Source organism: Octadecabacter sp. SW4, from assembly GCF_008065155.1.
GTDB lineage: Bacteria > Pseudomonadota > Alphaproteobacteria > Rhodobacterales > Rhodobacteraceae > SW4.
Map to the genome: position 1 here is coordinate 2,991,090 of NZ_CP042819.1, position 18,807 is coordinate 3,009,896.

Annotated in this window: 20 protein-coding genes; 4 read left to right on the top strand and 16 right to left on the bottom strand. The window is 60.2% G+C overall.

Annotation, left to right across the window (positions count from 1 at the left end; genetic code table 11):
* Positions 1–72: 72 nt before the first annotated feature.
* A complete protein-coding gene (locus tag FTO60_RS14860; protein ID WP_148056678.1) occupies positions 73–312 on the bottom strand; it encodes a hypothetical protein in 240 nt (79 codons plus the stop codon).
* A 120-nt stretch (positions 313–432) separates the two neighbouring features.
* On the opposite strand from FTO60_RS14860, the gene FTO60_RS17770 reads away from it, so the two are divergent.
* Together FTO60_RS17770 and FTO60_RS14865 are read left to right on the top strand one after the other, a co-directional pair.
* On the top strand, positions 433–600 hold the full coding sequence (locus FTO60_RS17770) for a hypothetical protein (RefSeq protein WP_172623907.1): 168 nt from the start codon (positions 433–435) through the stop codon (positions 598–600).
* 54 nt (positions 601–654) lie between these two features.
* Entirely contained in the window at positions 655–1,689 is a 1,035-nt protein-coding gene (locus FTO60_RS14865) for a saccharopine dehydrogenase (RefSeq protein WP_172623908.1), read from the top strand.
* On the opposite strand, the gene FTO60_RS14870 is transcribed toward FTO60_RS14865, so the two are convergent.
* From FTO60_RS14870 to FTO60_RS14895, 6 genes are all read right to left on the bottom strand, one after another.
* A complete protein-coding gene (locus FTO60_RS14870; RefSeq protein ID WP_148056680.1) occupies positions 1,686–2,003 on the bottom strand; it encodes a DUF3775 domain-containing protein in 318 nt (105 codons plus the stop codon). The two genes, FTO60_RS14865 and FTO60_RS14870, sit on opposite strands and share 4 nt — an antisense overlap.
* Positions 2,004–2,081: 78 nt before the next feature.
* Positions 2,082–2,819 carry an SDR family oxidoreductase gene (locus tag FTO60_RS14875; RefSeq protein ID WP_148056681.1) on the bottom strand — a complete coding sequence of 246 codons (738 nt, stop codon included), beginning with the start codon at positions 2,817–2,819 and terminating at the stop codon, positions 2,082–2,084.
* A 15-nt stretch (positions 2,820–2,834) separates the two neighbouring features.
* Positions 2,835–3,395, bottom strand: coding sequence for a DUF3833 domain-containing protein (locus FTO60_RS14880; RefSeq protein WP_148056682.1), 561 nt, complete (start codon positions 3,393–3,395; stop codon positions 2,835–2,837).
* Positions 3,396–3,398: 3 nt separating this feature from the next.
* Positions 3,399–4,628 carry an MFS transporter gene (locus FTO60_RS14885; RefSeq protein WP_148056683.1) on the bottom strand — a complete coding sequence of 410 codons (1,230 nt, stop codon included), beginning with the start codon at positions 4,626–4,628 and terminating at the stop codon, positions 3,399–3,401.
* Positions 4,625–5,380 (bottom strand): DUF1365 domain-containing protein, encoded by a 756-nt coding sequence (locus FTO60_RS14890; RefSeq protein WP_148056684.1) that lies wholly within the window; start codon positions 5,378–5,380, stop codon positions 4,625–4,627. Before FTO60_RS14890 ends, FTO60_RS14885 begins: the two co-directional genes overlap by 4 nt.
* Positions 5,377–6,672, bottom strand: coding sequence for an NAD(P)/FAD-dependent oxidoreductase (locus tag FTO60_RS14895; RefSeq protein ID WP_148056685.1), 1,296 nt, complete (start codon positions 6,670–6,672; stop codon positions 5,377–5,379). The genes FTO60_RS14890 and FTO60_RS14895 overlap by 4 nt, the downstream gene beginning before the upstream one ends.
* 124 nt (positions 6,673–6,796) lie before the next feature.
* Here FTO60_RS14895 and FTO60_RS14900 point away from each other — a divergent pair, with 124 nt between their 5' ends.
* Both FTO60_RS14900 and FTO60_RS14905 read left to right on the top strand, forming a co-directional pair.
* On the top strand, positions 6,797–7,453 hold the full coding sequence (locus tag FTO60_RS14900) for a sigma-70 family RNA polymerase sigma factor (protein ID WP_148056686.1): 657 nt from the start codon (positions 6,797–6,799) through the stop codon (positions 7,451–7,453).
* Between the two features lie 2 nt (positions 7,454–7,455).
* A complete protein-coding gene (locus FTO60_RS14905; protein WP_172623938.1) occupies positions 7,456–8,112 on the top strand; it encodes a ChrR family anti-sigma-E factor in 657 nt (218 codons plus the stop codon).
* A 4-nt stretch (positions 8,113–8,116) separates the two neighbouring features.
* Here FTO60_RS14905 and FTO60_RS14910 read toward each other — a convergent pair whose 3' ends face one another.
* The 9 genes from FTO60_RS14910 to FTO60_RS14950 all read right to left on the bottom strand — a co-directional run bounded on the left by FTO60_RS14910 (position 8,117) and on the right by FTO60_RS14950 (position 18,795).
* Positions 8,117–8,506 carry a hypothetical protein gene (locus tag FTO60_RS14910; protein WP_148056688.1) on the bottom strand — a complete coding sequence of 130 codons (390 nt, stop codon included), beginning with the start codon at positions 8,504–8,506 and terminating at the stop codon, positions 8,117–8,119.
* Between the two features lie 61 nt (positions 8,507–8,567).
* A complete protein-coding gene (locus FTO60_RS14915; protein ID WP_148056689.1) occupies positions 8,568–9,797 on the bottom strand; it encodes a DNA recombination protein RmuC in 1,230 nt (409 codons plus the stop codon).
* Positions 9,794–11,599 carry a DNA mismatch repair endonuclease MutL gene (gene mutL / locus FTO60_RS14920; protein ID WP_148056690.1) on the bottom strand — a complete coding sequence of 602 codons (1,806 nt, stop codon included), beginning with the start codon at positions 11,597–11,599 and terminating at the stop codon, positions 9,794–9,796. Before mutL ends, FTO60_RS14915 begins: the two co-directional genes overlap by 4 nt.
* A gap of 53 nt (positions 11,600–11,652) precedes the next feature.
* Positions 11,653–12,963: a pitrilysin family protein gene (locus FTO60_RS14925; protein WP_148056691.1), complete on the bottom strand. Its 1,311-nt coding sequence runs from the start codon at positions 12,961–12,963 to the stop codon at positions 11,653–11,655.
* The gene (locus FTO60_RS14930; RefSeq protein WP_148056692.1) at positions 12,960–14,294 is read right to left on the bottom strand and encodes a pitrilysin family protein; all 1,335 of its coding nucleotides are present in this window, start codon (positions 14,292–14,294) and stop codon (positions 12,960–12,962) included. The genes FTO60_RS14925 and FTO60_RS14930 overlap by 4 nt, the downstream gene beginning before the upstream one ends.
* Before the next feature lie 84 nt (positions 14,295–14,378).
* Positions 14,379–14,891: a DUF3035 domain-containing protein gene (locus FTO60_RS14935; RefSeq protein WP_254696825.1), complete on the bottom strand. Its 513-nt coding sequence runs from the start codon at positions 14,889–14,891 to the stop codon at positions 14,379–14,381.
* Between the two features lie 68 nt (positions 14,892–14,959).
* On the bottom strand, positions 14,960–15,427 hold the full coding sequence (gene lspA / locus FTO60_RS14940) for a signal peptidase II (protein WP_148056693.1): 468 nt from the start codon (positions 15,425–15,427) through the stop codon (positions 14,960–14,962).
* A gap of 37 nt (positions 15,428–15,464) precedes the next feature.
* The gene (purH, locus tag FTO60_RS14945; protein ID WP_148056694.1) at positions 15,465–17,054 is read right to left on the bottom strand and encodes a bifunctional phosphoribosylaminoimidazolecarboxamide formyltransferase/IMP cyclohydrolase; all 1,590 of its coding nucleotides are present in this window, start codon (positions 17,052–17,054) and stop codon (positions 15,465–15,467) included.
* A gap of 13 nt (positions 17,055–17,067) precedes the next feature.
* Entirely contained in the window at positions 17,068–18,795 is a 1,728-nt protein-coding gene (locus FTO60_RS14950) for a heparinase II/III family protein (RefSeq protein WP_148057177.1), read from the bottom strand.
* Between the last annotated feature and the right edge of the window lie 12 nt (positions 18,796–18,807).

The window sequence follows — 18,807 nt, forward strand, 5'->3', positions numbered from 1 at the left end:
GCGTCGGATATTGGGTAGCACGCATTAGCTCAGGCTACGCCCGTGACCGATTGTTATACAATAACCCCGCGCCTATCCCTCGCGCAGATGTTCAGGCAAAACACGGTTGGGTTTCTTGGCATAGCCGATTTCCTCGGCGTGGCGCGCAAGCCAGAAGAACGCCACAATCCCCACGGCAGCCCCGGCAAATGCCAGCAAAATGGCCGTGACCAAATGCGCCGCACTTTCATCACCAGCCGTCAGCGCAAGATAGCCGAACGACCAGAATCCGCCCCACGCGACAACGTTCAAGATTGCAACAAGCTTGGCCATAATAGGCTCTCCTTCAATGCTTGCGCCGATTGTGAGGTAGGGGCGCACCTGACGTCAAACGGGTTTATCGTAACCGACGTTATTTGACCTGTTTCGGCGAATTTGTGCTAAACAGGCGCGATGGACCCGATTTCAATCACCTATTATGCCGTGGTTTGCGGTTGCCTTGGCATGGCCGCGCCGCGTCTTGGCGGGCTTGTGCCACGGCTGGCCGTTGGCGCGGGAATTGGTGTGATCGCCGCGATTGCGCTGCCCGTTTTGCGTGGCATGATCGGCACCACCTACTAGCGCGCCTTCGCGACTCCGCCTATGCAGGGCGCGAACACCAACAAGGGGTCAGCCATGCATCTGTGGGTCCGCGCCGAACAACGTGACAATGAACAACGGGTCGGGTTGATGCCCGACGGAGCGGCACAGCTGATCGCGGCCGGATTGCACGTTACCGTCGAAGACAGCGCGACACGGATCATTCCAACGGACGCTTATCGCGCGGCCGGATGCACGATCGCGCCCGAGGGTTCGTGGCCCGGCGCACCCACCGAGGCGGTTATTTTCGGCCTCAAGGAACTGCCCGAAGATGACGCGCCCCTGACACATCGCCACATCATGTTCGGCCATGCCTATAAGGGGCAACCCAGCGGGCGTGTGCTGCTGGACCGGTTCAAGATGGGGGGCGGCACACTTTATGACCTGGAATACCTGACTGATGAAAACGGGCGGCGCGTGGCCGCCTTTGGCTACTGGGCGGGCTATGCGGGAGCGGCGGTGTCGCTGATGTGTCTGACGGCGCGGCGCAATGGCAACCTGCAAGGACCGGTCAGCGCCTATCCAACGGCACAGGCCATGCGCGACGACCTGCGCGCGCAACTGGACGGCACCCCGACCAGCGCGCTGATCATCGGCGCATTGGGGCGCGTTGGCACCGGTGCGGCAGATCTGTGCCGCGCGATGGGCGTGACGGTGACCCTGTGGGACATGGCCGAAACCGCAGGCGGCGGCCCTTTCCCACAAGTCATGCAGCACGACCTGTTTTTCAATTGCATCCTTGCGCGACCCGGCACGCCTGTATTCGTGCCCGCCGATGCTGGCACACAACCGCGCAAACTGCGCGTCATCGGTGATATCGCCTGCGATCCCGACAGCGATTTTTCACCCGTCAAAGTTTATGACCGCGCGACCACTTGGGCTGCACCCGCGCTGCGCGTGCATGATGCGCCGCCGCTGGATGTGATGGCGATCGACAACCTGCCGTCCCTCATGCCGCTGGAAAGCGCACAGGATTTCGCAGCGCAGCTTTTACCACATCTCAGGACGCTGGGAAAAATCGACACAGGTGTCTGGGGCCGTGCCCGCGCAACCTTTGCCGATCACGTTTAGTAAAGATCGTCCTCGGCATCGCTTGCGGAAATCCCCAGGGCATCAAGCCCATTCTCAAGATGATCCGCCAAATGAGGCGATCCCTTCAGATAGGTCTGGGTCGGCGTTGTCGCCTCGCTCGCGGCAGTGTCGATGGCCTCCTCAAGCTCCTCTGGCTCGAAGCTGCCGCGCCCGATCCACATAAGGGCGACAAGGCTGAACTTTTCCTCGTCCCGCAGGTTGGACACGAATGCGTCGAACTCACGCTCTCCTCGGGGCATGTCGCGCGCAAGGATAATCACCTCGGCAATTTTGTCGGTGCTAATTTTCAACATCGCGCGGATCCTTTCGGGGGGTTGCAGCTAAACGACCATGCCGTTCCTACCCTACACCCGCTTTGATCTGGCGCAAGCTTAGCGCGCACCAAATATCCGGTAATAAAGCCAGTCCGGCAAAAACTGACTACCGCGAAACAGTAGTGAAAACAGGCCGGGAAAGCTCTTCTTGAACCCGTCACTGTTCATGTGATCAAACATTTCATGTGCGGCCTGTTCCGGCTCCATGATGAACGGCATCTTGAAATCGTTTTTATCGGTCAGCTGCGTCCTGATAAATCCGGGGTTGGCGACTTGCACGGTCACACCCGTCTTGCGCAGATCGGCATACATGCATTCCGCCAATGACATGGTCGCGGCCTTGGATGCGGTATAGCCGATTGATCCGGGCAAACCGCGAAATCCGGTGAGCGACGACGTGACAACAATATGGCCCGCATCACGTTCCACGAACTGCGGCACGACCTGCCCCAGGACCCGCATGAACCCGGTAAAGTTGATATCGGCCATCGCGACCGCCTGTTCAGCGTTCCACTGATCGGCACCAAATGGCCAGTAAACTCCCGCCAACAGCACGACACCATCGATTTGTCCGATCGCCTTGGCCGCGTCGCGAACGCTGTCATGATCGGCAATATCGACAGTCTGCACATGCGATTTACCCGGCAAGGTGGCGGCGACCGCGCGCAGCTTGTCACGCGACCGGGCCGACAGGATCACCTCGGCACCAGCGCGGCTCATCACTTGAGCCAGGGCGGCCCCCAACCCGTCACTTGCGCCGACCAACCAATAGCGTTTTCCTTGCCACTCTCGCACGTTCTATCCTTTGTTTCAGGCCGCTTTGGGCCGCATCGTCGCAACCAGTTCAGCCACCTTGATCCCGTATTTACGAAACTGGCTGCGGTTCATGATGGTTCCATTCGCCGTCAGATACATCCAGTCGACGGTATCAAGCACGTGCCCGCCAGCCTCGTCTGCCAACTTGATGCGGTAGTTCAAGACAACGCTGTTGCCGGCCTGCTGACCATGACCCGTGCCAACGACATCGGGTGCTGTGGCCTTGATCGACCCGTCATTACCAACGGTCAGCGTCCATTCGCGATTTTGGACCGTGCCGCTATCATATGCAAAGGTTTCGACCATGCGGCCGACATTGCCTTGCCAGCTTGCCTCGAAATCCGCGACGAACCGCGATGTGACCCGCCCGGTCGGGCCATAGATCACGCCTTCACATTGGATCGGGCCATTCAGATGTTCGCGAAGACTGAACGCGGGGCCGGCGGCGGCGTAGTCTTCGGGGCGCTGCGCCTGAAAGGAAAAGCGGCGTTGGATCAACAGGGTCGCGATGATCGTCAAAGCAATTCCCGCAAGCAAAGAGAGAAAGATTGTCATACCTTAATCCTCGAGTTTGGTGGCGAGCAAAAGCGCGATTGCCACTAGTTTCAGAACCGACGGCACAAGCGCATAGAGCACCGTCAACATCATCAGGGCCTGTTCGGGCTGATTGACCGCCGCGACGGCAAAGCCGGATCTTTCCAGCAGCGGCAGCAACAACACAGCCGCAAAGGCCAGGGTGAATTTCGACACCAGCGACCACAGGCCAAACCCCTGCCCGCCGTTGGGAGAGATCGTCGCCAGGCGTCGTGCGAACATGGCGGGCAGCAGTGTCAGATCCGCGCCGATTGTCGCGCCCGATGCGATGCAGATCACGGCAAAGGCAGTTGTATCGCCCTGCCCCAGAGTCAGCGTCACACCAAATGACGCCACCGCCAGAACCATCGCCGCCAGCAGCACGGGTTTTTCACCATAGCGGCGTGCAAGCGCGCTCCAGATCGGGGCCGAAAGGGCAGCGGCAAGAAAGAACAGCACCAGCAACGGCCCTTCCCATCCCGGTGCGCCAAGGCGGCTTTCGACGTAGAACAGGAACAGCGTCGAGGACACGGCCAGCGGCGTCGCATTGACAAGCGCAAGGATCAGCAACCGGCGCGCCAATGGGTCACCCAGAATATCGCCCACCGGACTGGGTGGCTGATCGACCCGCGCGCCTGTCCATTCAGGCCACATGAACAGGGCCGCGACCAAAGTGGCGGCGGCAAAACCCCATGCAAAGGTGGCGAACGGCGCAGCGCTGACACCCATCAGAACGGTCGGCGCAACGGCAGCCAGACACACACCCAGCAACGCCCCGCTTTCGCGCCATGCTGCAAGCCGCACATGGCCCTTGGCCTCATCGCCAACCTTGGCGATGCCCTGGGCATAGAAATTGATCGTCAAAAAGCTGAATGCGGTGAACAACCCCGTGATCGCGAGGCCAAACCACCAGACTGGATCAATCGGCGGGGCCACGGCGAACAGGCCCAACATTGACGCGGCCAATACAGCCGCACCGATGCTGACAGCCAGGGCGCGTCCCTTGCGCAAACGCTCGCTGATCCAGCCCAGCACCGGGTCTTGCACCACGTCAAACAGGCGCAGCCCGAACAAGACCGCGCCCAGCACCGTCAACGACACGCCAAAGGTATCGGCGTAGTATTTCGGCGCGTAGATATAGATCGGCAGACCGGCGCCCGACAGGACAGCGGCAAAGCCGGTATAGGCTGGATACCGTTGCTCCAGCGCGATCATTTCGACACCTCGTCGCTGGGTGGCGCGGGGCGCGAATGATAGGCCACGCCCTTCCACCACAGCACCAACGCCTGCCAGTGGATCAGCGCCAGCACGCGGCGCGACCCAAACGGGCGGCGCAGCATCGCGCGCAGGATAGCGCCATTGGTCAATGGCTTGCGCGCACCGGTGAGCGTGGCGATCAGCCCGCCGTTGCCGCGCGAATAGTCGATCCAGATGCCGATTCTGTCGGGCCGGATATCGAACCGGAATTCATACCCGCCCGCGACCGGCTGAAACGGCGAAACATGGAAAATCTTTTGTGCCGATATAGTGTCAGCCTTGGTGATCTCGCGCAGATCGGCGTGATGGCACAGATAGGAATGTCGGTCGCCAAATGTGTTTGTCACCTCTGCGATCACCACCCGCAAGACGCTGGCGTCGTCGTGGATCAGCCAGAACGACACCGGGTTGAACACATGCCCCAGCACACGCGGCTGGGCCAGCAGATCAACCCGTCCCGTCACGTCTAGCCCGTGCTGCGCCAGCACATCACGCACCCAGGGCGCACCGCGCCCGGAATGTGGCGCGCCGCCATGATCAACGTCATGCACCGACATCAGACCGCGCGCATTGCGCCCGAACAGCGCCGGATGATCCGGCATGCCCTCAGCGTCCAGCAGCACATAGTCAATCGAATAGCGAAAGGCATTTTTCGTGCCCCCGCGCCGACCATGATAGGTCTCGCCCGCGATATGTTGAACGCAGCTCACTCGGCCGCCATGGCCAGTTCGGCGGTGTTCATCGCCATGACCACATCAACCGCGCTTGCCAGCCCGTCTTCGTGAAAGCCGTGTTTCATCCACGCACCGCAAAACCATGTGCGGTTCGCGCCATTCATCGCCGCAGCCGCCCGCTGGGCATCCAGCGCCGCCAGATCATAGACCGGATGGCGCAGGGTTACCTCGTCCCAGATCAGGTCATCGCGGATCGGGCGGGTCGTATTCAACGTCACGAAGAAATTGTCCCGCCTCAGCCAGGGTTGCAGCGAATTCATCCAATAGGTCAGGTCGATCTGGTCGCTTTGCTTACCCGCATCCTCGGCGTAAACCCACGACGACCAGACCGGCTTGCGTTTGGGCATGATCGTTTCGTCGGAATGCAGAACAATCCTGTTGGGCTGGTATTTCACCGCGCCCAAAACGGATTTTTCCTGCGGCGACGGATCAGCCAGCAAACGCAGGGTATCATCGGAGTGGGTGGCAAAAACTACTTCGTCAAATTGTTCCCAATCCCCACCTCTGGCTTTGATCGACACGGCGATCGGGTCGCGCTTGACTGCATCAATCGGCGCACCAAGACGCAGACGCACGCCACGATTTTCCATCGATCTGCCCAGACGGGACACATACTCATGACTACCACCTTGCACGGTGAACCATTGGTGTTGACCTGTGTGGTGCAGCAGGGCGTGGTTTTCAAAGAATTGCACCATCGCGTGCGCGGGGAAATCCATGATCTTTTCCACCGGCGTGGACCAGATCGCACCCGATAGCGGCAGCAGATAATAGTCGCGAAACCAAGGACCTGTGCCAAGTTTGTCGAGAAGGCCGCCCACGGTCAGCCCGTCCTCGCGCGAGGCTGCCAGCGCCTTGGCATTAAAATGAAAGATATCCCGGACCATGCGCAAAAACCGCGGGTTCCCAGCATTTCGTTTTTGCGCGAACAAGGCATTCAGTGACGCCAACCCATATTCAAAGCGGCCGCCGTCAATCGATGCGCCAAAACTCATGCTCGACGGGATCACCGGCACATCCAGTTCGTCAAACAGGGCCGCCAGATGGGGATAGTTGGCATAGTTGAACACGATAAAACCCGTGTCCACGGCCTGATCGCCCTGAGGCCCGGCCATCCGCGTGCGAGCATGACCGCCAAGCCGATCCTCCGCTTCGAACAGCGTGACACGGTGACTTTTGGCCAGCATGTGCGCGGCGCCCATGCCTGATATTCCAGCACCGATCACGGCGATATTCTTTGAGGCACTGGCCCCGGTTTCGAAAGGCATTATCTGTGTTTCCCGTTACCCGAATTTTTTGTTGTATTTCTATTACGTTGCACCGCGCCGATTGGATGAAAGCAAAATTCGCAAATGTTGTGATCCAACTGCGGGCGCGCCGCGTAGATTGTGTATGTTGATGGCTACAGACGCCCCAACAATTGCGGATGCACCCGCCTTCCCTGTCCCCTATAATGGGGGAAGCAAGGCGCGCGCTGAACGCAATGGAGGGGCCAAAGTGGCCAAGACTGAACAACCCGACCGCACGATATGGGTCGCCCAACTTGCGGCAATCCGCGACAAGCAGGATGAACAGGCATTCGCCGAGGTGTTCCAGCATTTCGCGCCGCGCGTGAAGGGGTTTTTGATAAAGTCCGGAGCAAGCGCCGAGCTTGCCGAGGAATGCACGCAGGACGTCATGGCGACCCTGTGGCGAAAGGCGCATATGTTCGATCCGACCCGCGCAAGCGTGTCCACATGGATTTTTACGATCGCCCGAAACCGCAAGATCGACCTTCTGCGCAAACAACGCCGCCCCGAGCCGGAGGATCTGACTTGGGGCCCCGAAGCAGAGCCCGACCAGGAAGATGTGCTGGCCCTGCAACAAGACACCGAACGGTTGGGTGCCGCCCTTGCGGCCCTGCCCGAAAAGCAACGTAACCTGATCGAGCGCGCCTATTTCGGCGACTTGACGCACAGTGAAATTGCACAGGAAACCGGTCTGCCTCTGGGCACGATCAAATCGCGGATTAGATTGGCGCTGGACCGACTGCGCCACACGATGAAATGAAGATGGATATGACCGAGATCAAACATCACCTTACCGACGCCCTTTTGATGGGCTATTCGGCTGGCTCCCTCCCCGAGGCATTCAACCTCGTGGTCGCCACGCATATCTCGCTGTGTGACGAATGCCGTGCGCGGATGCACGAATTTGACGCAGTCGGTGGCGAGGTCATGGAGATGACGTCCAGCGATATGGGTGACGATGCCTTGGCAGCAACCCTCGCACTGATCCGTCAGGACAAGACTTTCGAAACGTCTCCCGCCCTGCCAGCCAAACATGATGGCATTTTCCCTGCGCCTCTGCGGGATTACACCGGTGGCGACCTAAGTGCGGTGAAATGGCGCAAGATCGGTGGTGGCGTGTCACAGGCGATCCTGAAAACCGACAAAAGCGCGTCTGTGCGCCTGCTCCGCATCCCCGCCGGCACCGCTGTGCCCGACCACGGGCATCGCGGGACAGAACTCACACTGGTGCTGCAAGGCGCGTTTCGCGATGAAAGCGACCGGTTCGGCAAAGGCGACATTGAAGTCGCGAACGAAGAAATGGTGCACACACCCGTGGCCGAAGAAGGGTTGGATTGCATCTGCCTTGCAGCAACCGATGCGCCGCTGCGTTTTAACAGCTTGATTCCGCGCCTCGCCCAGCCTTTCTTGCGAATTTAAACGCTCAGTCCCAGGCCAGTGGCAAATATTGCGCGCCGCGCTTCATGTAGCCACTGCCGCCCGGGGACAGGTAAAACGCGCGATTGGCATATGCGCCTGTCACCACATCCCATTCGGCGCCATCCTGCAAATGCCCGGCCCGTCCGCCCGGGCCACCGGCGCATATATGCGTGTCGCCACGGCAGGGATACAGGGAATAGGTGCGCAGCGCATCCTGTTCCGTCACGACGATTGAAACCGGTCCCTCGGCAAAGGGCTGCATATCGCTGGTGCTGGCAATCTGTCGCGCCACAACGCGTTCGATATTGCCATACTCAAGCTGGGAAGCGTCAAAGCCTTCACTACATCCCGCCAAGATCAGAGCGCCCAAGATACCGGCTGCACGTTTTTGCATGATCAATCCCCTGTCTGTTGACCCTAGGCTAGCGTTCACCCCGCGTCACCGCAACGCCTGATCACGGCTTGGGCGGGGTAAGCGGCACCACGTTGGGTGTGTCATCATCGGGCGCAAGTTCTTCGAAATCAAAGTTGTCAAGACGGTCGGCGCGTTTGCCCGCCCGCGTGCTGGCCGTGAGAATCCCCCCCACATCATCCCCGGCCTGCCGCAAATGCACCTCAAGCTTGCCTGCCTTTTCACCGATGATTTCCACATCACGGTGCAGTTGTTTCAACGCCTTGCGGATCGTGCCAGCCTGTTCCCGCATGCGCGCATCCTTCAGGATCGCGCGCATGGTGTTCAGCGTGGCCATGCACGTGGTCGGCGACACGATCCAGACCCGCGCATCAAACCCCTCGCGTACGATATGAGGCAATCGGGCGTGCAGTTCGGCATAAACTGCCTCGGAGGGCAGGAACATCAGCGCGCCATCGGCCGTTTCACCTTCGATGATGTATTTCTCGGAGATTGCCCTGATATGCACGCGCACCGCCGCGCCCAGCGTTTTCAAGGCACGATCCTGCGCCTCGCGCCCGTCCGCCCGCAGGTATTCCTCGTAGGCTTCAAGCGGGAACTTGGCATCAATCACGATTGGCCCCGGCGGATTGGGCAGGTGGATCAGACAGTCGGCACGCTTGCCGTTGGATAGGGTTGCCTGCAGCGCGTAGCTGTCGGACGGCAGCGCCTTGCGCACGATATCGGACAGTTGGATTTCCCCGAACGCGCCGCGCGTTTGTTTATTGCTCAGAATATCCTGCAAAGACAGAACATCACCCGACAGCTTGGTGATATTGTCCTGCGCCTTATCGATGGTCGCGAGGCGTTCCTGCAATTCTGTCAGGCTTTTGGTGGTCTTTTCCGAACTACCATGCAGGCTTTCCTTCATGCGTTCCTGCATTTCCACCATAGCACGCTGCGACCGCGCGATGTTTTCGGCCAGCCGTTCGTTCACGTGCAGCTTGACCTCGCCCATCTGGCGGGTAACGTTTTCCGACACTTTGGCCTGCGTTTCGCTGACCTGCAAAAGGCTACCGGACAATTGCTGCTGCCCCTGTCCCAGCGTCTGCACATCCATGTTCAACCGCCCGACCTGTTGTGCGACCTCGGCGACCGAACGCGCCTGCGCACCCGCACGGCGCACCGAGACAATCAACAGGATCACGACCAGCGCCGCGACGACAAGGCCAAACAACACCAGCAGTGTCGCCGGATCGCCAAGGTCATACATGGTATCGCCAATCGTGATCATGTGCGTCCAAACAGCCTTTCAATGTCGGAAAGTTTCAGTTCAACATAGGTCGGGCGTCCATGATTGCACTGGCCGGAGTGGGGTGTGGCCTCCATCTCGCGCAGCAGGGCGTTCATTTCCTCGGCGCGCATCAACCGGCCCGACCGGATCGACCCGTGGCAGGCCACGCGGCTCAGGATCGCCTCGATCTTGGCCTGCACCGACTGGCTGTCGCCCAAATCGGCCAGTTCGTCCAGCACATCTCGCAACATCGCCTCGGCGTTGACCTCACCCAGAATCGCAGGGGTTTCGCGCACCGCAATCGCCCCGCCGCCAAAAGGCTCGATCACCAGGCCAAGGCGCGCCAGATCGTCGGCCAGATCCAGCAAAAGCGCGGCGTCGCTGTCGGACAGCTCGACGATCTCGGGGATCAGCAGCGCCTGCGCCGCCACCCCATTCTCTGCCATCTGGCGTTTCAGTTTTTCATAGACCAGCCGTTCATGCGCCGCATGCTGATCGACGATCACGATACCGGTTTCGGTTTGGGCGATGACATAATTCTCGTGTACTTGCGCGCGGGCGGCCCCCAGCGGCAGATGCGCGGTCTCGACCACCTGTGAGGCCGGTTCAAACCGGGCCGAAGGCGCGTCCATTTCCGCAAATCCCGGTGTGGGCCGCGTGAAACCCTGTGACGGACGGTCCATCTGATACACGCGGCCCTGTTCAGGTTGCATCGCCCCCAGGGTCGCGCCTGCCACGGTCGTCGATGCACGATGTCCAGCACCCGCAAGCGCGTGACGCAAACCGCTGACGATCAGCCCGCGCACGGTGGCGGGATCACGAAACCGGACTTCGGATTTGGCGGGATGCACGTTCACGTCAACCATATGTGGATCGCAATCCACAAACAGCACCGCTGCGGGGTGACGGTCACGCGACAGGAAATCCATGTAGGCCCCGCGCAGCGCACCAATCAGCAATTTATCCCGCACTGGGCGGCCATTGACGAACAAGAATTGCTGCACGGCAGACCCGCGCGAATAGGTCGGCAGGGCGGCGTATCCGGTCAGGTGGAACCCGTCGCGTTCTGCATCAATCGCCAGCGCATTATCGGAAAAATCGCGGCCCAGCACGCTGGCCAGCCGCCCATGTAGCGCATCAAACATATCGCCGCTTTCGGGGTCGGCGCGAAAGGTCACCCGCCCTTCGCCACCGCCCGACACATCACGCAGGGTGAACCCGACAAAGGGCTCGGCCATCGCAAGGCGCTTGACGACATCACCGATCGCCTGCGCCTCGGCCCGATCCGTGCGCAGGAATTTCAGACGCGCGGGCGTGGCATAGAACAGATCGCGCAATTCCACGACAGTGCCGTTTGACAGCGCAGCGGGGCGCACGGCCTCGGTTTTGCCGCCATTTACCTGAATAACCGCTGCATCTTCCCCCGCCACACGGCTGGTGATCGACAAACGGCCCACTGCGCCCAGTGACGGCAAGGCCTCGCCTCGGAATCCGAACGAGTGGATATTGAGCAGGTCCGAGCCGTCGATCTTTGACGTGGCATGGCGCGACATGGCCAGCGGCAAATCGCCCGGCGCGATGCCGCAGCCATCGTCGGTAACGCGGATCAGGGTCTTGCCCCCATCGGCCACGGCAATATCAATCCGTCTGGCCCCCGCATCTATCGCATTTTCCACCAATTCCTTGACGGCCGACGCAGGGCTTTCCACGACTTCACCTGCTGCAATCCGGTTGATCGCGGAATCGTCAAGCTGTCGAATAACTGGGCGGTTTTCGCCTATCTTGGGGTCAGGAATGGCCATACCCCAACGGATAGCGCAGTGCGCGCGATTCTGACAGGGGGTTTTGTGTCCGCCTAGTTCGTATTCTCAACGCCCACAGGTTGCCCGACTACGACAAAATGCAAGTCTTCGGGGCGCAGCAATTCCCGGGCCACGCGGTTGATCTCGTCCAAAGTCACCGCATTCACATAGTCGTTGCGATTGACCACATAGTCCGGCGGCAGGCCCGTCATCTGCATGCCCACCAGAATATCGGCAATCGGCGCATTTCCGTCAAACCGCAACGGATAGGCCCCCGTGAGAAACGTTTTGGCGGCGTCCAGCTCTTGTGCGGTGACGCCCTCGGTCGCCATACGCGCCCATTCATCACGGATCACGGCAATTGCCTCGCCGATCCGATCATTGCCCGAAGCGACCGACCCAACCATCATTTCAGCGTAATCCTTGGGGACAAGATAGGTATAGACGCCATAGGTCAGACCGCGCTTTTCACGCACTTCGGTCATCAGGCGGCTTTCGAAACTGCCGCCCCCAAGAATGGTATTCAAGATATAGGCGGCAAAGAAATCTTCGTCGTCCCGCTTGATGCCTTGTTGACCAAAATAGGCGACAGATTGCGGCGTCTCGAACGGCACCACGGTTACACCACCCGCAAGGCCAAAGGGCACATCATCTGGCAGCGGCGCGTCTGCTTGGGGCAAATTGCCCAGAAGATCGTCCAGCAACACGCCCAGTTCATCCGCCGAAATATCGCCCACCGCGCCCACGTAAACGCGATCGCGGGTCAGGACATTGCGGTGCGCCGCAATCAGATCGTCGCGGGTCAGCGCCGCAATACTCTCGGCGGTGCCAGTCAGGGAAGACCCATAAGGATGGTCGCCAAAGGCCGCCGCATCAAAGGCCGCTCCGGCGATCCGGTTGGGGTTCTTTTCGTCGCTGGCAATGATCGACTGCACCTGCGCACGGACACGCTCCACGGCATCATCGTCAAATGTCGGGTCGATCAACGCGCTGCGCAACAACGCCAAGGCCTCGTCACGGTTTTCGGTCAGAACGCGGGCGGAGACCGAAAAACTGTCATCATATATGTCAAACCCGAAAGACGCGGCCAGTCCTTCGCGGGCGGTTTGGAACGTGCGGGCATCCATGTCGCCCGATCCTTCCTCAAGCAGGCCTGTCATCAGGTTTGCAGCGCCGCGTTTACCTGCGACATCCAGCGAGGCACCGCCCTTGATCCGGATTTCCAGTGCAAGAAACGGGATCGAACGATCTTCCACAAGCCAGGCATTGATACCACCGGGCGATGTCACTTCCTGAATTTCGACTTGGGCCTGCGCAGAGACAGCGACGACAGAAAAAAGGGCGGCAAATATAAAACGGATCATTGGGTCAACGCCTCGCGGTTGGGAATGACCCAGCCCGTGACGGACTGTTTGCGGTCAAGAACTTTGGCGGCAACAGCCATGATATCGTCGGCTGTGACGGCCTGCAAAATATCGGGCCAGTCCTGCACATCCTGCACGGTCAACCCTTGGGTCAGGGCCGCACCATACCGGTTGGCGATACCTTCGACATTGTCGCGCGCATAAATCTCGGATGCGCGAAACTGGGTGCGCAGACGCTCAAGCTGATCGGGGTCCACGCCCGTTTCCATAAAGGCAGCAATCGCCGCGTCCATCGCATCTTCGCTGTCTTGCAACGACACGCCCACCGCAGGCACAACGGTGATCCCAAAGGTGGTGTCATCCAGGCTGCTCGCATCATATCCGGCACCTGTGTAAACGGCTGTCTGCGTGTCAAACTGCAACGCTTCGCCCAGCACCGAGGTAAATGACGATCCTCCAATGATATCAGCAAGATAAACCAGCGCGGCTGCGTCCTCTTGAGCGCCGCTGTCACGCTCGGGGGCCAGATAGCTACGGGTGATATAGGGCTGCGCCACGCGCGGGTCTTCAAAGATCAGACGGCGTTCGGCGTTTTGCGGTGGTTCCTCGGGGCGCAGGCGCTCGGGCAGGTCTGGCTCGGCGGGAATCACCCCGTAATATTGCTCGGCCAGTGCCAGAACCTCGTCGGGCTGGACATCGCCTGCAACGACCAGAATCGCGTTGTTGGGCGAATAATAGAGGTCATAGAAATCAAGCGCATCCTGCAGGCTCAGGTCCTCCATCTCGTGACGCCAGCCGATGATCGGCACCCCATAACGATGGTTCATATACTGGGCCGCGCGCATCTGTTCACGGGCCAGTGCACCTGCGTTGTTGTCAGTGCGCTGCGCGCGTTCTTCAAGGACAACATTGCGTTCTGTCTCAATGTCGGCCTCGGTGATGCGCAGATTGTTCATGCGGTCACTTTCCATCCGCATCATCAGCTCAAGCCGGTCCGCCGCCACACGCTGGTAGTAGGCGGTGTAATCATAGCTGGTAAAGGCATTGTCACTGCCACCGTTGGCGGCCACGGTCGCCGACATCTCGCCGCTCGCCATGTTTTCAGTCTCTTTGAACAACAGGTGTTCTAGAAAATGCGCCACACCGGATGCGCCCACCGGTTCATCGGCTGACCCGATCCGATACCAGACCATCTGCACGACAACGGGGGCGCGATGATCCTCGATCACAACGACATCCATGCCGTTATCAAGTGTATAGGTGGTGACTTCCTGAGCATAGAGCGCAGAGCTGGTCAGCAGGGCAAAAACGGCGGTCAAAGCGCGCAACATCGGCAATTCCTATCAATGACGTTGCCCGTAACTTACGCTGGTTCTCGCCCGCTTCAAGTCGGCAAACGCTTATGTGAAAAGGCGTTAGGGCGCGGGCGGTGCGGTGGGTGTTGCAACGCCAAGATTACGGAACCGCGTGAGTTCGCTGTAGGCATCTAAGGCCTGCGCGGCATAGGCCTGAAAATAGCGATCACGCCCGCCAAGACCAAGGAACCCGGCACGCGCGCGACGATTGCGCAACGTTTGGTCTTCGGCAGCGAGCGTGGCGCGGATGTTGGGATCGGTGCCATAGCGGCCAGCGCGAGCCACAAGGGCTGAATCTGCCGCCGGAATACCGCCCGCACGCGCCGCACTCTCGCGACCACCAAGGGCCACAATCGCATCACCGCCGGGGTTTGGATCAGTCAGGTTCGCACCGCCCGGGGTGGGCGCGGGCAATGTGCTCAGGCTGTCAGGCAGGGCCAGGGGGCCGACCGGCAGCACGGTAAATTCGTCTGGTCCGCCACTGCTGCTGCGCAAATCACGCAAGCCACGGTCCCCGCCAGCACAGGCAGAAAGCGTCAAAACAGCAGCCGTTGCAAAGATCATTGCGCGCATGTTGCGAACCTCATCATCGTCGGTTTCCCCGCCTGTTTAGCGCAGCTTGGGGGCGGCGTCACGGGTGTTCAGGCTTTCTTTTTGCTTTCGCCCGTGAAGATCACAAGGCCAAGTGCGCCGGCGAAAATCGAGATGTCCGCGACGTTGAACGCATAAGGGTTTTCAAGCCCGCAGCAGGACATGTTCAAAAAGTCGGCCACGGCCCCGTAAATAATCCGGTCAATCACGTTCCCAAGCGCACCGCCCAGGAGCAAACCGGCAGATACATAGGCCCATTTCCCGACCTTTTCCTTGCGTATCCAATAGATGACCAGCGCCGAAATCACGACCGCAACACCGATCAGCACCCAGCGCATGTCGGCCCCCGCAAACAGGCCGAAATTCACGCCACGGTTCCAAGCCATCCGCAGGTTCAGTAGCGGCGGCAGCACGTCAATCGACAACCGCGTTTGCAGATCCAACGGATACAACACGATATATTTGGTCACCTGATCCAACAGGAACACCCAAAATCCCACCCAAAATGTCAGCCGCATGGCACGTCCTTTCGTCCTGCCCCCCAAGTGGCAGTGATTAGTGCCTAAAGTGGCGCATACCTGTAAAAACCATCGCCAGACCGGCCTTGTCGGCGGCGGCAATCACTTCGTCGTCGCGCATGGAGCCACCGGGTTGAATAACCGCACTCGCGCCCGCTTCGGCTGCGGTCAACAAACCGTCCGAGAAAGGAAAGAACGCATCCGACGCCACGACCGACCCGTTGGTCAGCGGCGCGGACAGACCCATCGCCTCGGCCATATCCTGGGCCTTGCGCGCGGCGATGCGCGTGCTGTCAACGCGGCTCATCTGCCCTGCACCAACGCCCACGGTCGCGCCGTCCTTGACATAGATGATCGCGTTGGATTTGACGTGTTTCGCCACGGTCCATGCGAACAACAGATCGGCCATTTCGGCCTCGGTCGGCTTTTTCTTGGTCACGACCTTCAGGTCATCCATGCCGATGGCCCCTGTGTCCTTGTCCTGCACCAGCAAACCTCCCGCAACCTGCTTGTAGGCCCGACCCGGCGCTGTCGGGTCGGCCAAATCGCCAGTCACCAACAAGCGCAGGTTTTTCTTGGCCGCGAACACGGCGCGGGCATCATCATCAGCGGCAGGCGCAATCACCACCTCGGTGAATATCTGTGCGATTTCTTGGGCTGTCGCCCCGTCAAGCATCTGATTAAGGGCAATAATCCCGCCAAACGCGCTGGTGCGGTCGCAATCAAATGCACGGGTATAGGCATCTTTCAGCGTGTCGCCACGGGCCACGCCGCAGGGGTTCGCATGTTTGATAATCGCGCAGGCAGGGCCATCAGCGGGCGCAAATTCACTGACCAGCTCAAAGGCGGCATCCGTGTCGTTGATGTTGTTATAGGACAGCTCCTTACCCTGCACCTGCTGTGCCGTGGCAACTCCGGGACGGTCCGACCCGTCCAGATAAAACGCGGCACGCTGATGCGGATTTTCGCCGTAGCGCAGGGTCTGGGCAAGGGTGCCGGCAAAGGCACGGCGGCGCGGCGTTTCAATGCCAATCGCATCGGCCATCCACGTGGATACAGCCGCATCATAGGCAGCCGTGCGGGCATAGGCGCGCTGCGCCAGTTTCTTGCGAAACTTCGGACAGGTCGCTCCATCGTGCTGCGCCATATCACCCAGCAATGTGTCATAATCCTCAACATCGACAACGACAGTCACAAAGGCATGATTCTTGGCCGCCGCACGGATCATCGCAGGGCCACCAATGTCGATGTTTTCAATGCAGGTGTCGTAATCGGCCCCCTTGGCCACGGTTTCCTCGAACGGGTAAAGGTTCACAACCAACAGATCGATCGGGCCGATCCCGTGCTTGTCCATTGCCGCCAAGTGATCACCGTTATCACGCAGCGCCAGCAAACCGCCATGCACCGCCGGATGCAGGGTTTTGACACGCCCGTCCATCATTTCGGGAAAGCCCGTCACATCCGCCACATCACGCACCGGTAAACCAGCATCGCGCAGCGCCTTAGCGCTTCCGCCGGTCGACAGCAATTCAACACCGTAGCCATCCAGCGCACGGGCCAAATCAATCAGACCGGTCTTGTCGGAAACGGAAAGAAGTGCGCGGCGCACGGGTTGCATATCGGTCATTCAGGCGGCCCCCTCAGGCAGTTTCATCCACGTCCGTCAGGTGCGCATCAAAGTCCTCGACCCCCACATCGCGCAGGGCAGTCGGGGTATCCTGGGCCTTGGCCAACGACCATCTGACGCGCGTCGCATAAGACATTGCGCGGCCAGTTAAAACCACCTGTTGTGTCGCACGTGGCTTTAATCGCCCGTTTTCCAGATAAACTGAGGGTTCAAGCGTCATTTCAGCACTGCCGTCCTGGCGAAACACCCAGATTTCACCGCTTTTCAGGGCCATGCTGATTGCGCCGCCACCCAAATCCACCGCCGCGTCCACTTCGGGGTGAATGTGAAAGCGCACGGCAAAGGCAATCCCCTGCAAGGCACCCGCGTCCATAGCGCGGTCAAACGCCGCCTCGTCGGCGCGGGTGAGTGTTGCCAGCAAATCCTCGCCAGCAATCGCGCGTCCGTCAAAGGCCAGATCAAGCGTGCGCGCATGAGTCAGCCCGTGGGTGCTGCGATACCCGTCATGGCCCAGCTCCAGGCGCATCCCGTCACTGACGGTGCTTTGAACAAAAGGCACATCGCGCGGCACTTCCGCTAGCAATTCACCCCGCAAGGTCGCCCCACGCCCCGGCGGATCAAGGCGCGACGATGAATAGCCGTCAATCGCGAGGGTCGAATGGCTGGGCGTGGCGCGCCCGGCACGGCGCCAGTCTTCGCCAAAACTTGCCCCCGACCCGCAGTTCACAATCACCGGCCTGCGCCCCGAGGTCAGTTCAAACGCCAGCGTCGACGCATGGGCATCAAAGGACGCAGGGCCGACGGGCGGCGCGCTTGCATCCACGATCAAAGATGTGCGCCCCGCCGACAATCTGGCGAAACCCATGTGCAGGCCTTCACCCGGACGCTGTTTCATCCCCGCCAGGGCCAGCGCGTGATCCAATCGGCCCTCAAGCCCGCGCCCGCCTCCGTGAAACCGCGCCAAGCCACCATCCGCGTGGCGCAGCGCGCGCAAGGTCGGCGCGATCCGAGCCTGGGCCGCCAACAGGGTATCGGGCACGTCACGGTCAGCCTCGGCCAGGGCCTGCGCGGCCCATGTCAGCAGGGTAAAGACTTCAAGCAGTTCTTCGGGGTTGCGGGTAGCAATCCCGCCTTCGGTATCGACCTGCGATTTACAATCATGCGCCAGGGCGCGCACTGCCGGATCGACGTGGCGCTCCATCCCCTCAAGGGATAGTCCCGCATAGACCATTCCGGTCAACGCCTCGAACCGTGGCAGACCGCTGCGGGTCGATGTCCAGCGGCGCGACAAAAAGATCGTCTGACGGGCAAGACTGCGAAAATACGCATCGGTAAAATCGCGCTCTTGTCCCCGCATCAGGAAAAAGCCGTGATTGATCCAGCGGATCAGCCTGCGGCCTGTCAGATCAGGCGTCCAGCCCGGCCCTTTGCCATTGCCAAAACGTGCAATCCAATCGGCGATCCAGCTTTGCGCCGCTGCCCGCGCGCGCGCATCGCCAACCGCCGCAAGATCATCAAGCCAGACACACCCCTGCACAAGACTGGCCACACGCGGATCATTCGGCGCCACGTCCCAGATCGAGACATTCTTGGCCTCAACCAATTGTCCGGCAAACAGGAAATTCCCCGCCATAAGCTGACGACCACGGGCATAATGGCCAATCGTGCGTGGTTCAGGCTGTGATACAAAGCCGGTCGCGGGACGCGCACGCGCCGCAAGACGCGCATGAATGCGGTCCATCAGACGCGCACC

Bases quoted from the DNA above. Each gene is read 5' to 3' on its own strand.
- FTO60_RS14860 (WP_148056678.1), bottom strand. From the start codon at position 312: ATGGCCAAGCTTGTTGCAATCTTGAACGTTGTCGCGTGGGGCGGATTC.
- FTO60_RS17770 (WP_172623907.1), top strand. From the start codon at position 433: ATGGACCCGATTTCAATCACCTATTATGCCGTGGTTTGCGGTTGCCTT.
- FTO60_RS14865 (WP_172623908.1), top strand. From the start codon at position 655: ATGCATCTGTGGGTCCGCGCCGAACAACGTGACAATGAACAACGGGTC.
- FTO60_RS14870 (WP_148056680.1), bottom strand. From the start codon at position 2,003: ATGTTGAAAATTAGCACCGACAAAATTGCCGAGGTGATTATCCTTGCG.
- FTO60_RS14880 (WP_148056682.1), bottom strand. From the start codon at position 3,395: ATGACAATCTTTCTCTCTTTGCTTGCGGGAATTGCTTTGACGATCATC.
- FTO60_RS14885 (WP_148056683.1), bottom strand. From the start codon at position 4,628: ATGATCGCGCTGGAGCAACGGTATCCAGCCTATACCGGCTTTGCCGCT.
- FTO60_RS14895 (WP_148056685.1), bottom strand. From the start codon at position 6,672: ATGCCTTTCGAAACCGGGGCCAGTGCCTCAAAGAATATCGCCGTGATC.
- FTO60_RS14900 (WP_148056686.1), top strand. From the start codon at position 6,797: ATGTTGATGGCTACAGACGCCCCAACAATTGCGGATGCACCCGCCTTC.
- FTO60_RS14905 (WP_172623938.1), top strand. From the start codon at position 7,456: ATGGATATGACCGAGATCAAACATCACCTTACCGACGCCCTTTTGATG.
- FTO60_RS14910 (WP_148056688.1), bottom strand. From the start codon at position 8,506: ATGCAAAAACGTGCAGCCGGTATCTTGGGCGCTCTGATCTTGGCGGGA.
- FTO60_RS14915 (WP_148056689.1), bottom strand. From the start codon at position 9,797: ATGATCACGATTGGCGATACCATGTATGACCTTGGCGATCCGGCGACA.
- mutL (WP_148056690.1), bottom strand. From the start codon at position 11,599: ATGGCCATTCCTGACCCCAAGATAGGCGAAAACCGCCCAGTTATTCGA.
- FTO60_RS14925 (WP_148056691.1), bottom strand. From the start codon at position 12,963: ATGATCCGTTTTATATTTGCCGCCCTTTTTTCTGTCGTCGCTGTCTCT.
- FTO60_RS14930 (WP_148056692.1), bottom strand. From the start codon at position 14,294: ATGTTGCGCGCTTTGACCGCCGTTTTTGCCCTGCTGACCAGCTCTGCG.
- FTO60_RS14935 (WP_254696825.1), bottom strand. From the start codon at position 14,891: ATGCGCGCAATGATCTTTGCAACGGCTGCTGTTTTGACGCTTTCTGCC.
- lspA (WP_148056693.1), bottom strand. From the start codon at position 15,427: ATGCGGCTGACATTTTGGGTGGGATTTTGGGTGTTCCTGTTGGATCAG.
- purH (WP_148056694.1), bottom strand. From the start codon at position 17,054: ATGACCGATATGCAACCCGTGCGCCGCGCACTTCTTTCCGTTTCCGAC.
- FTO60_RS14950 (WP_148057177.1), bottom strand. From the start codon at position 18,795: ATGGACCGCATTCATGCGCGTCTTGCGGCGCGTGCGCGTCCCGCGACC.